The organism is Pseudoalteromonas umbrosa, from assembly GCF_030125375.1.
Taxonomy (GTDB): Bacteria; Pseudomonadota; Gammaproteobacteria; order Enterobacterales; family Alteromonadaceae; genus Pseudoalteromonas; species Pseudoalteromonas umbrosa.
The window spans coordinates 1,385,653-1,397,290 of record NZ_JASJUU010000001.1; the positions used below are offsets into that span (position 1 = coordinate 1,385,653).

Consider the following 11,638-nt stretch of genomic DNA (forward strand, 5'->3'; position numbering starts at 1 on the left):
TTAAAGGATTGTTGTTAATATAATCATATCTATAGTTTCAATCAGCGCGCTAAGAACAGCTCGCAAAATCGCTTTATTAGAATATTAGGTAAACTATACTTTTTATAAATTACCTCTAAGTAGGCTTGCCATGCGTCTTCTTTGAGCTTTTTAATTTCATCATCAGGTACAATACCGTCGAAAATAACTGAAAAATCCTTTAAAAACTGTACATCTCGACGTCGACTGGTTTTTGCATACCCTTTTCCAGCATAGTGAATAAAGTCGGCTTCTAGATATCCTTCATTTCCGAACATGTCCATTCTGTTAAAGGATTTATCAAAAGACTCATGGCTCAGCTGATGCTTGTGCAAAGTATAGTTAAAGTAACTTTGGTCATAATGCGTTATCTCATTACAGATTAATTGAAGGTCCTTCAATTGAGTTAAGCTGAACAATCCTGCCTGCTTAGATGTCAATATTATACCTGCGTTATAATAGACTGGTCGCTCATCTATGTACGGCCATTCAACTTTTCCTAGTTCAGACTGAACCAAGTCGATGTCATTCTTTCGCTCTTGTTTTAGCCCTTCATTAAACCAGTAAGTAGTACTTAAATCAGGATACAGCTCAAATATATCCCTCGCATTTGGTGTAATTAATACATCAGAGTCAACGTAAAGTACTCTGTCATACTGTTTCAATAACTCTCCTATTTTAAGCTTTTCAGTCCAAGCCGGAGATGCATTAAATTTAGGGTTAACAATGTCTATTTTATAGTGCAACTTATCCGATACGATTAAATCTGCACCCACCTTTTGTGCATAAAGCTTAAAACTATGTAGTGCAGCTTTGTACATTGGGTTGTCACCAATGGCCAAGCTAAAAATGGCTTTTTTCATTACTCTTTTTATCCAATCACTTATGATACACTAGACTAAATTTACATTTTTTTAACCAAGCACAGTCTAGTGCACCTTATCTGAGTGTGCAAAAAAAGATAAAAAGCAACCGCATATTAAAGCCTAGGCCTAACACCTTTAGGCATCAGAGATTATCGCTTTTATAAGAGCTTATAATTTGCACATTGTGATATCGCAGAGTAGCAAAAGTGATAAGCCAATGATGTTCATTACTGAAATGAAATAGATAAAAATTGTATTCAACCGTAAATAAATACTTATCATTGTACCTGTCTGTAGCTAAGCTTTAGTTATAGTAAAGCGTAGTAATTCATCATCACAGGTGTGCATTATCAACGATAGTAAGATTACCATTTAATGACATTCTAACCATGTCTTCATTATATATTTCCAGTTTACCCGGCAACCCAACTAAGTAAGTCATTTCTGGAGAAAACAACTCTATCCAATCGTTATTCTCATATTTTTGAATAGAATGCTTAATGGTGCTTTCTTTTCCACGTTTGATAGATTTTTCATAGTCTACATTTAAAACTACTCTATAAGTCGGTCTATTCTTTTCATCGTAGTAGGTAATATCCGCAGGCTGCTCATCTTTGAGTGTCATTTTGACTTCATACAAGGCCTCTGTGCCAACTTGAAGCGCAAATTCATATTTTAAATTAGGTTCAGGCATATCGTTCGCAGCCTGCGCGCTACCTAAACAAAAGCAAAAAGATGTAATGAACAAGGTCGATTTATACCAATTATTAAGCATGAATTACTTCCTTTTTTATTTTATATATCTATTGATATTCCACACATATTAATTAGCTTAAAATCAGCCATGAAATGTGGAGAATAATGTAAATCTAGAACGGTAAGATATTGCTAAGCGGCTGAAGATAGTATGAATGGTTAATAAAAGCAGAGTTTTACATATAAATAATAAAAGTTATTTATTTTAAGCCAGAAGAGGCGGTCTATACCCCCTCTTCATATACATTGGTATTTAGCTACCAATATTAGTCGACACCTTATAGCTCATTTGGACATCTTCAACAAATTCGCTCATGCCTGGGCGTTTCAAAAATAGTGTTCGTGTATAGTTTGAGATAGCCCATATGACGCCTTCTCTATCGACATCGATATTATAAAATGAGCCAAATTTAACCAGATTGCCATTATTCAGTGTGTATACGCTCTGAGGTCCATCGTTACTGCCATAAACACTGGCAACAACAAACACTTGGCCGCCACCGACAGCGATATCAACAAGGGAACACAAATCGCCACAGGCTACTTCTTGTTGCGCCCACTTTACGCCATCATACTTAAACAACTTGTCACTTTCGGTGATAGCCCAAATAACACCACCTAGTGCAACATCAATTTTTTTAATTTTTTCGTTGCTGATGGCATAGTAACCTTCGAAGCTATCGCTGACATCATTGAACTTCTTCAAAGTACCATCGCCATTCACGCAGTATGCGTGGTCAACTGTAAATGAGCTTACATCCTGTGCGCCCCAACAGCCCACAACCGATTGCCAATCATAATTTTGGTATCGATATGCATTGCCATTTTCTCCAACCGCAAAAGTCGCTCCTTCATAATATGCATACCCTTTATCATCAGGTCCGGTACCGAAATGATAGTGAAAATATCCACCAGCTGTTGCAATGGCTTTTTGACCATGTGGCAATGGTTTTTCACGCCACAACCCAGCTGAGTCATCTTTGTGCACCCAAGGCACGCCTAGATGATCAATCGCGACACGTACAGGTGAATTTATTTCCGCCTCAGCTTGCGCGTTACCTGATAGCGCCACGCCCAAAGTTGCAATCACAGCCAATGTTATACTTGTAAGTTTCATTTCCTTATTCCTTTTTTGATTGTTGTCACGCGACAACTTTACATAATTATTACAAATGCAATTGTACCCATGTATCATATTCAGGTACTTTTCAATCAAATGTGTAAAAATCTTACCGCAATTAGGATGAAAATTTCCATGTAACTATCCATTTAAAACGAGTAAGTACAGGTGATAATTCAGCATAATGTATTTGTCACTACTGCAGTGGTGCACTGACAGTAGCAACTTTCAAGATTAAACTGAGCACGCGTTATTCACTACGATGCTTAAAAGAAAAGCTCGCTTCAGGGATCACTTCTCCAGACTTGTCATTTGGCGTTGTGTAAAAGCTCACATTTAAGCTGTCGCTGCGATTATCGAGCTCAATATGGGCAAATCCCCAGATAAAGCTTTTAGCCCAAATTAAGTCATATTCTGGATAACGCTTTTCTTGCTGCTGAGAAAATGGTGTGTGCGTCCCACGCATTTTTGAGGCTGCTCCACTGATAATAAGTGGAAGTTTTGGCTTGCTGTTACCCGGCATAACACGAGAGCAATCATCAGTCAGTAACTCAAGATCATGCTCATGTCCTGCAATATAGGCATCTGCGTATTGGCATAGCTCAGGTAAAATCAGTCTTCTAAGTACATGGCCCTCATCATATTTAGTTCCACCAATAGACCACAAGATGTGATGTCCATACACAATCTTCCATTTTGCGGTTGATGTTTTCAGTCCCTTAGCAAGCCAAGCAAGTTGCTTATGGTCTTCACCATTGACCGGCGACTCATGTATTTCTATGTCTTCCACTTCAGCATGTCCTTGTGCCAGTGCCGTCGCAAGACCTTGCTCACTGCCATCTTTTGCCAGCGGAATTTCATAATAATGCTGCCCTGACAACAACATATTTGTATCGAGCACAAAAAACTCTACGTCATTGCCTATCTCACCCATTCTGTAACTGTAGTACCCCCGTTTATCCATATGAAAGTTTGGTTGATTAGCCATCCATTGCGTTTGTAGTTTTACGCCCTTTCGAGATGTCTTCCAATCATGATTGCCAAGTGCAGAGTACACCACCAGCTCTTTATTATTCTCAAATAGCGGCTTTAAGGGACCTAATATCAAATCATTCATGCGCTTTTGGTCATCTTTGCCATCATTCGCATCCGCACCATCTGGATAAATGTTATCGCCCAGCTGAATGCCAAACTCGCAAGCTTTGCGCTCACATAGTGTCGCCATTGCTTTACCAACAGCCGCAGCACCGGTATCTTCTGTCGCGATTTCTGTGCCAGGATAAACGTAAATTGGCGCGTGATTAAATTCCTCTATTGGTCTGTGATCCTCTAACCAGTCAGCGCGTTCGGCTTCTATAAATTGCTGTTTGTTTTTAGGCTTTTTAATATGCTTAGTTTTTGGATAATCAGGGTGATATCCCCCGTCACCAAAAGCCAAAAACGAAATAGAATCTTTAGCAGCCGCATTAAATGAGCCACTGAGTAATAACGCAGATACTGCGAAGCAAGAGGTAGATAACTTCATACATTTTCGCTGCAAGGTTACCCAAGCAGCGCCATTGTTGTTTTTAGAAAATTAAAAAGAACTTAAGGTGATACCCAATTGATAGGCGCGGCCATAACTTTCATATTGATAGTTATAACGCTGCTCGCCGTGATACACGTAGTACGGCTCATCGGTCAGGTTGACTGCATTAAAATAAACTTGGGTTTGCTCATCTATGAAATATTTCACGCTGAAGTCTATTTGGTTATGTGCGTCTTGATGCACACGCGCATCATTTTCAGTCATAATGTACGACTTACTTTTGTAGCTAGAGCTGAGGCGAGCGCTGATCTCGTCATTTTCATAACCAATCATCAAGTTTGCCACTGTGTCAGACTGATTTGGCAGACCCTCATCCGCATCAATAAAAGTGCCATTAGCTGAAATCATCAGCCCACTATCAAAGTTTTTCGTATACGCTAGCTCAATGCCACTTAATTGGGCTTCGCCGCCATTTACCGACTGGATCACTTCTTCAAAACCATCCCAATTGCCATTGCCTTGCACTTGCTGCTTAGCAATAAAATTATCGATATTTTTGTGGAACAGCCCCGCAGACATAATGCCAATCTTGCCCGGGTAATATTCAATTGATAAATCAAGGTTGCTCGATTCATAAGGATTTAAATCAGGGTTGCCAACCTCGCCTTTACGCTCAACTTGAATCCCATCCTCATCACCGGATGTTTCGCTCTCTAATAGCTGAAAAGCAGCGGCATCACCAAAGCTTGGTCTTGCAATCGTATGTGTGTAGGCAAAGCGCGTGATTAATTCATCCGAATAGGCATACCTGAGAGTCAGGTTTGGTAATAAATGGTCGTAGCTTTTGCTGACATTCCATGGTGCAATTACAACTTGTTCGCTGTCTTCAATCTCATTTTTAAGCAGCTCAACGCGGCTCCCTGATGTTTCATAGTCAGTATCTTCATAGCGCAGCCCAGCGATAACATTTAAGTCATTAATGTCGATACTCGCCATCACATATGCAGCCGCTACATGCTCTTCAGATGTATAGGATTTGCCTTTGCTCTCAATGTCCGTTTCTAATTGATTTAGTGTAAAGTGCGCTTGATTCTCTGCGAAAAAGTGTCTTATACCACTTCGCGACAGACCTGATCCAAACTGTCCAAGATCGTACTCTGGACTGTCTGTTGCAAACTGCATTGCCGTAACGTCATCAAAACCGTCATCATAGACGCGCGTATTCACAAGGTTGCGTTTTTCACGGTCGCTGTATTTAACACCGGCTTTTAACTGTGCATTGTGTCCTCTTATAACTAAATCTTTACTCACATCGAGTTTAAAACTGAGTGCGTCATCTTCGCTGAGGTTATGCTCACTGACAATCTCATCTAATGCGAAATTACTTAGATCATGGGCATTGTCCGAATGAGCGAGTGTTGGTGCGTTACCTAGACTGCCGTAACCCAGTGCAAAACCTTCTCCCGCAAAATCGACATCTAATCGGTTAGGCTCAATTTCATCCGATTTTGAATAGCCAAGGTTGTATTCCACAAACCAGCTTTGCAGTATGTGCTCCCCACCCGCCACCAGTGACAAAATACTTTGCTCTTCATATCTATCCTTGGTGTCTCTATCCATTTCCGCGTCTGTGAAATATGCCGCACTTGAGCCCGACTCTGCTTCGATGTACTTGCCTTTGTCATACTTGTATTCGTTGCGTAGACGATACTCGTCATCCGAGAATTCACTATATAAAGTCCGCAAATAGTACTTATTGAATGTATTATGATGAAGGTCTAAGTTGAGCGCAGCACCAAGTCGTTCACGAGTTACTAGATAGTGACGCTGCTCTATCTCTTCGGCGCCATAAAATTCAGAATCTTCTCCTGTTGAGGCCTCTTCTTGTTCTAAAGCCATCCAACCCCCGTCCGTTTCCATATTATGCGATCCAAACTTTCGTTCGAACCAAGAAACGGCTGTCGCAACACCTAACTGCGTATCATTGGAAAGCGCAAAAATATCGCTAAAACTCGCTGACAATTTAGGGCTGGATTCACTAACCTGTTCGTTGTAAGAGCCTTGCGCCGTAAAGCTATAACTTTGCCCTTGCCTGTCAAACGCGCTGAGGCTTTTTACATTGATACTGCCACCAATCGCACTGGCGTCCATATCTGGCGTGACGGTTTTGCTCACTTCTAAGCTTTGAATAATTTCACTGGGGATCACATCCATTGCGACACTGCGCACACCCGCCTCAGGCGAAGGTACGTTAGCGCCGTTAATTGACACATTATTCAACCCAGGATCGATACCGCGAATTCCAACAAACCGCCCTTCACCTTGATCGCGTTGAATATACATCCCCGGTAAACGCTGTAATGCTTCTGCTGCATTTTGATCAGGAAGTTGGCCAATGCCATCTGCGCTCACCACAGACACAATACCGTCGGCATTTTTTTGTCGGTTAAATGCCCCTGCTTGTCCTGCACGCTGACCAACCACAATGATATTATCCAAATCCTCTTGCACAGGCTTGAGTTTCACAGCCACTTGCGTTAGTTGGTCGTCAATAATTGTTATTGTTTTAACGGACGGTTGAGCGCCAATGTAGGTGATTTCAAGCGTGTATTCCCCAGCTGGCAGTTTAGCAAACACAAAACGTCCATCTCGGCTTGTGCTGATGTGTTTATTTAGCTCAACAATTTTGACATGCGCGCCTTCAAAAAACGCTTTATTTTGTGTATCTCCTACTTGCCCTTGCAGTGTATTTGCATGTGTACCACTTGCAAACACGCCCAATAGCAGCGCGATGGCTTGATAGGACTTTGAAAAAGGTAACGGTAGTGATTGTTTCATATTTATCTCTTACAGATTGTGTTGATTGATTACCCTAAAAATCGCGGCAACAATATCTGTACAATATGAATTATTTATTTCATCACTACGTAGAAGGTACTGATTTAGCAGGCTTTTAGATGAAAGCACTGACCATTTGAGCTAATTACACCCTCTTAAATACACCAAAAACAATAAACTGGGGCTGTTTTTACCTTTAATTACCGTCAAAGTTAAAAAAACTGTCAAAGTAATGAGCTAAATTGACCCTGTTCAAGAAATTTCACTGCAATAACATAACAACAATAAACATTTTGCTCGGCATCAATTTATGGCTCGCTTTATTACATCGATAAAACACCTTCATTTATGGGCACTGCTTATCGTGTCTGTCGCCATCACAATATTAATGGCAATACACTTTGGTGAATTAAAGCCTTACACCCAGTTCGAAATACTTGACGCGATTGGTGAAGGAGGACTTGCTGCCATGTCTTTAGTGTGGCTAGTTGCAACATTACTGAGCCGTCCGCGAGGACGCGTTACAACAGCACTTTCTTTTGGCCTCACCTTAATGCTGATTTCATTGCTCTTAGATTGCCTAGATGAGTTCTTTTCTTTTAACCACATTCATCCAACTCTTAGCTCACTCGAAGCCTTCCCCGCACTGCTCGGTATGATTGTGATGAGTATTGCCATGTATTGGTGGTATCAAGAGCAAACTTTTTTAAACTTAACGTTATTAAGAAAAGAGCGACACTTTAGAGAACATACCTTTACCGACTATGTGACCGGTTTATACAGTGCGCGCTACATGGAAAAGCAAATTGACGCGGAGGTTTCGCAGCTCATCGATAAGGGTACTCGGTTCTGTGTTGCAATTTTAGACTTAAAAGCCTATGGCCGATTTTGCTTTGAGCAGGGTATCACCAGAGGCGAACTATTACTTCGCGACACAGGACAATTGATCACCCTAAATATTCGAGGCTGTGACCTTGCCTGCCGTTACGCTGGGGATAAATTCATTGTCTTATACCCTGCGACTGGTCTCAGTACTGCCATAGACATCACAAACAGAGTATGCAGTGCCGCAAAAGTCCACCATCAGTACGATAAAGATCTCGTCACGTTAAACCCTAGAACCCTGCACTATGCGTGCATTGAAGTTTCACTTGCAATGCAAAGTGAACAGATCTTTGAGCAGCTGATGGCTCAACTTGCACATAATAAGCAGGCTTGTTAATGCCTTACTTTGAATCAAGCGACCTCAGGTTTAGCAGCCATCAATTGTTAGAACCACTGGTTGAGCTTGCAAAACAACGGGGAATACATCCAGACAAAGCGCTCAAAGGCACTAAGATATTTTACAAGGATTTCGAAACCCAAAGCCACAAGTCTAGTTATGCGCAACTAGAAAAGATCATAACAAACATCACAAAACACAATTTGAGCCAAGACATTAGCTTTGTGTTGGGTCAACACTTATTACATAGTCTCTGTGCTAAATATGCATCGTATTTATTTCATTGTATCGACTTGAAAGCGCTGCTGGTAGCCTGTAAGCAGCTCGAGAGTGACCTATTTCCCTACTTCAGCACTCGTATGCTTAGAGAAGGGAAAGCTATTCATTTACTTGTAAACCCCGCTGTCAGTGAGCCATCCCCTTGCACCTATCAATTTTTACTCGAAGTTTGGCTCAGCCTAATAAATGGCTTTATCAAATGGCGGTTCAACAATTTAGAGATACAATTTCAGCTGCCCTATATCACGCCTACGCACATTGAACATTACCATGCCATACAGGTTGGTACGCTATCATTTGGTCACCACGCCTGTACTGTCGAGATCCGAAAAACTGCACTTCAGACGCGGCAATACGATGCCGTTTCAGCTTTACAAAGCAATCTAGCCACTTTGCAGCCCTGCACATCTATGGGCTTTTTATCTTATGCAGAAACGTTTTTGATCCATCACCCCAAAGCATGCTTAGAAGATCTTGCCAACCATTTTAAAGTTAGCGAAGCCACAATGAAAAGAAAGCTCAGTCAACATAACAGTCAATTCAGTAGCTTGAAAGACAGAGTGCTTAGCCAGCAGGCTGCATTTTGTATTCAACAACAAGGTTACTCAAATGCACAGGTAGCAAAAGCACTCGCGTTTAACGATTTACCTAATTTTCGCCGCGCGTTTAAACGCTGGTTTGGTGTCACACCGTCAGAGCTTCGAAATACTTAGACAGTACCCGAGTGTTGCCTGCTCACAATGAATATCTCATGGAATGTTTGTTGCTTATATTTCATACGCTCAATCTCATTTTAAGGATAAAGATGATCAGTAACATTACAGCCAATTCTCACCAAGCCCCAAGTGGACATCAAACTTTAAAAAACCGCCAAGCCGTGACTGAATCAAGCTCAGTCAATAGTGCTCAAACAGATACTCATAGTAATATACGCAGTAGGCAATTTGATTTTTCTAATATGACATTAGAAGAGCAATCAAATGCCGCTGAGACGCTTTATCAGCAAGGCGTGTTAAGCCTTGGCGAGGTTGCATTTTTAACTGGGCGATATAATTTAATTAAACATGATGGTGAACTCGGCGGGACGACGCTTGCACAAGCAAAAACTGAAAAGTTCGATGTGATAGGTCAATTAAAAGAAAACTTATCCGCCGTTAAAAGTCAGAGCGCAGCAACACAAGATGTGGTCAGAAATTATGAAACTATGATCAACAAACTTGAAGTGTATCAGTTCGGCTTTCATACAAGCGCATAATTATCAATTGTGGTAATTCAACCGTAAAAAATGAAAAAAGCCGCGGCATAATGCACACGGCTTCAACAACCAGAATAGGTTACAGAGCTTGTTCTAGCTCAGGTAATACGTCAAATAAGTCGGCGACTAGGCCATAGTCAGCAACTTGGAAAATCGGTGCTTCTGGATCTTTGTTTATGGCTACAATGACTTTAGAGTCTTTCATACCAGCAAGGTGCTGAATAGCACCGCTAATGCCCACCGCAATGTACAGATCTGGAGCGACAATCTTACCTGTCTGACCGACTTGCATATCATTTGGTACAAAGCCAGCATCAACTGCAGCACGAGATGCACCAATTGCTGCACCTAGCTTGTCAGCAACACCGTTTAATAGTGCAAAGTTATCGCCGTTTTGCATACCGCGACCACCTGAGATAATCACAGGTGCAGCAGTTAATTCTGGGCGCTCTGATTCAGTTTGCTCAACACCAACAAAACTGCTTAGGCTGTTAGCTGCGCCATTTGATAGAGACTCTACAGACACAGGGCCCTGCTCGCCCGCAGCATCAAATGCACTTGCACGAACAGTGATAACTTTTTGTGACTCAAGTGATTTAACCGTCGCAATCGCGTTACCCGCATAAATTGGGCGCTTAAAGGTATCTGCATCTACTACGTCGATAATTTCAGAGATTTGTGATTTATCCAGTAGCGCCGCAACGCGAGGTAAAATGTTTTTACCAGTTGTAGAAGCACTCGCTAAGATATGGCTGTAACCACCTGCCAACTCGACCACTAAATCAGCGGTGTTCTCAGCTAATTGGTGCTCAAAATTAGCATCGTCTACTAATTTGACTGACGTGACGCCAGCAATACCAGCAACAGAGTCTGCCGCAGCAGCCACATTGCTACCCGCGACTAATACATCAACATCACCACCAATTTTAACAGCCGCAGTGATCACCTTTGCGGTTTCTGGCTTCAATACGCCATTTTCATGTTCTGCAATAACTAATACGCTCATGAGATCACCTTTGCTTCTGTCTTAAGTTTTGTTACTAGCTCTTCAACGCTCTCTACAATGACACCTGCTTCACGCTTAGCAGGCTCATCGACTCTAACAAGCTCAACACGAGGTGTTAAATCCACACCCAATGAGTCTGCTGCAATAACATCTAGCGGCTTACGCTTTGCTTTCATGATGTTAGGCAGTGTTGCATAACGTGGCTCGTTTAAGCGAAGGTCTGTGGTTACAATCGCTGGTAACGCTAGTGAGACAGTTTGTAGACCACCGTCTACTTCACGAGTTACCACAGCATTTGAGCCTTCAATAACAAGCTTAGATGCAAACGTACCTTGACCACGTTTAGTCAATGCACCTAGCATTTGTCCAGTTTGGTTGTTATCAGCATCAATTGACTGCTTACCAAGAATGACCAATTCAGGGTTTTCTTGTTCTACTAATTTAGCCAGTAATTTAGCAACATGAAGAGATTCTAATGTTGCATCTGTTTCGATGTGGATTGCCTTGTCAGCACCAAGTGCCAGCGCAGTACGAAGTTGTTCTTGGCAAGCTTTATCACCGATAGATACGGCTATTACTTCAGTTGCACTACCTGCTTCTTTTAATCTAATCGCTTCTTCTACTGCGATTTCGCAAAACGGGTTCATGGCCATCTTTACATTTGTAAGATCAACATCGCTGTTATCTGCCTTGACTCTCGCTTTGACGTTGTAGTCAATCACGCGTTTGATTGGTACAAGTACTTTCATG

General features: G+C 41.6%; 10 protein-coding genes. 3 read left to right on the forward strand and 7 right to left on the reverse strand.

The window, feature by feature from the left end; all coding sequences use genetic code 11:
• Positions 1–41: 41 nt before the first annotated feature.
• The 5 genes from QNM16_RS05930 to QNM16_RS05950 all read right to left on the reverse strand — a co-directional run bounded on the left by QNM16_RS05930 (position 42) and on the right by QNM16_RS05950 (position 7,126).
• Positions 42–881 carry a glycosyltransferase family protein gene (locus QNM16_RS05930; protein WP_284019623.1) on the reverse strand — a complete coding sequence of 280 codons (840 nt, stop codon included), beginning with the start codon at positions 879–881 and terminating at the stop codon, positions 42–44.
• 337 nt (positions 882–1,218) lie between these two features.
• A complete protein-coding gene (locus tag QNM16_RS05935; RefSeq protein ID WP_284019624.1) occupies positions 1,219–1,659 on the reverse strand; it encodes a hypothetical protein in 441 nt (146 codons plus the stop codon).
• 234 nt (positions 1,660–1,893) lie between these two features.
• Positions 1,894–2,757, reverse strand: a complete 864-nt coding sequence (locus QNM16_RS05940) for a hypothetical protein (protein ID WP_284019625.1) — start codon at positions 2,755–2,757, stop codon at positions 1,894–1,896.
• A 253-nt stretch (positions 2,758–3,010) separates the two neighbouring features.
• On the reverse strand, positions 3,011–4,285 hold the full coding sequence (locus QNM16_RS05945) for a metallophosphoesterase (RefSeq protein ID WP_284019626.1): 1,275 nt from the start codon (positions 4,283–4,285) through the stop codon (positions 3,011–3,013).
• Positions 4,286–4,336: 51 nt separating this feature from the next.
• Positions 4,337–7,126 carry a TonB-dependent receptor gene (locus QNM16_RS05950; protein ID WP_284019627.1) on the reverse strand — a complete coding sequence of 930 codons (2,790 nt, stop codon included), beginning with the start codon at positions 7,124–7,126 and terminating at the stop codon, positions 4,337–4,339.
• 310 nt (positions 7,127–7,436) lie between these two features.
• On the opposite strand from QNM16_RS05950, the gene QNM16_RS05955 reads away from it, so the two are divergent.
• From QNM16_RS05955 to QNM16_RS05965, 3 genes are all read left to right on the forward strand, one after another.
• Positions 7,437–8,348 (forward strand): GGDEF domain-containing protein, encoded by a 912-nt coding sequence (locus QNM16_RS05955; RefSeq protein ID WP_284019628.1) that lies wholly within the window; start codon positions 7,437–7,439, stop codon positions 8,346–8,348.
• Positions 8,348–9,340 (forward strand): helix-turn-helix transcriptional regulator, encoded by a 993-nt coding sequence (locus tag QNM16_RS05960; RefSeq protein ID WP_284019629.1) that lies wholly within the window; start codon positions 8,348–8,350, stop codon positions 9,338–9,340. Before QNM16_RS05955 ends, QNM16_RS05960 begins: the two co-directional genes overlap by 1 nt.
• Before the next feature lie 92 nt (positions 9,341–9,432).
• Entirely contained in the window at positions 9,433–9,882 is a 450-nt protein-coding gene (locus QNM16_RS05965) for a hypothetical protein (RefSeq protein WP_284019630.1), read from the forward strand.
• A 79-nt stretch (positions 9,883–9,961) separates the two neighbouring features.
• On the opposite strand, the gene QNM16_RS05970 is transcribed toward QNM16_RS05965, so the two are convergent.
• Together QNM16_RS05970 and QNM16_RS05975 are read right to left on the reverse strand one after the other, a co-directional pair.
• Positions 9,962–10,888, reverse strand: a complete 927-nt coding sequence (locus QNM16_RS05970; RefSeq protein ID WP_284019631.1) for an electron transfer flavoprotein subunit alpha/FixB family protein — start codon at positions 10,886–10,888, stop codon at positions 9,962–9,964.
• The gene (locus QNM16_RS05975) at positions 10,885–11,637 is read right to left on the reverse strand and encodes an electron transfer flavoprotein subunit beta/FixA family protein (RefSeq protein WP_039609730.1); all 753 of its coding nucleotides are present in this window, start codon (positions 11,635–11,637) and stop codon (positions 10,885–10,887) included. The genes QNM16_RS05970 and QNM16_RS05975 overlap by 4 nt, the downstream gene beginning before the upstream one ends.
• Between the last annotated feature and the right edge of the window lies 1 nt (position 11,638).

Coding starts and splice junctions, on each gene's coding strand:
- QNM16_RS05930 (WP_284019623.1), bottom strand. CDS start 881: ATGAAAAAAGCCATTTTTAGCTTGGCCATTGGTGACAACCCAATGTAC.
- QNM16_RS05935 (WP_284019624.1), bottom strand. CDS start 1,659: ATGCTTAATAATTGGTATAAATCGACCTTGTTCATTACATCTTTTTGC.
- QNM16_RS05940 (WP_284019625.1), bottom strand. CDS start 2,757: ATGAAACTTACAAGTATAACATTGGCTGTGATTGCAACTTTGGGCGTG.
- QNM16_RS05945 (WP_284019626.1), bottom strand. CDS start 4,285: ATGAAGTTATCTACCTCTTGCTTCGCAGTATCTGCGTTATTACTCAGT.
- QNM16_RS05950 (WP_284019627.1), bottom strand. CDS start 7,126: ATGAAACAATCACTACCGTTACCTTTTTCAAAGTCCTATCAAGCCATC.
- QNM16_RS05955 (WP_284019628.1), top strand. CDS start 7,437: ATGGCTCGCTTTATTACATCGATAAAACACCTTCATTTATGGGCACTG.
- QNM16_RS05960 (WP_284019629.1), top strand. CDS start 8,348: ATGCCTTACTTTGAATCAAGCGACCTCAGGTTTAGCAGCCATCAATTG.
- QNM16_RS05965 (WP_284019630.1), top strand. CDS start 9,433: ATGATCAGTAACATTACAGCCAATTCTCACCAAGCCCCAAGTGGACAT.
- QNM16_RS05970 (WP_284019631.1), bottom strand. CDS start 10,888: ATGAGCGTATTAGTTATTGCAGAACATGAAAATGGCGTATTGAAGCCA.
- QNM16_RS05975 (WP_039609730.1), bottom strand. CDS start 11,637: ATGAAAGTACTTGTACCAATCAAACGCGTGATTGACTACAACGTCAAA.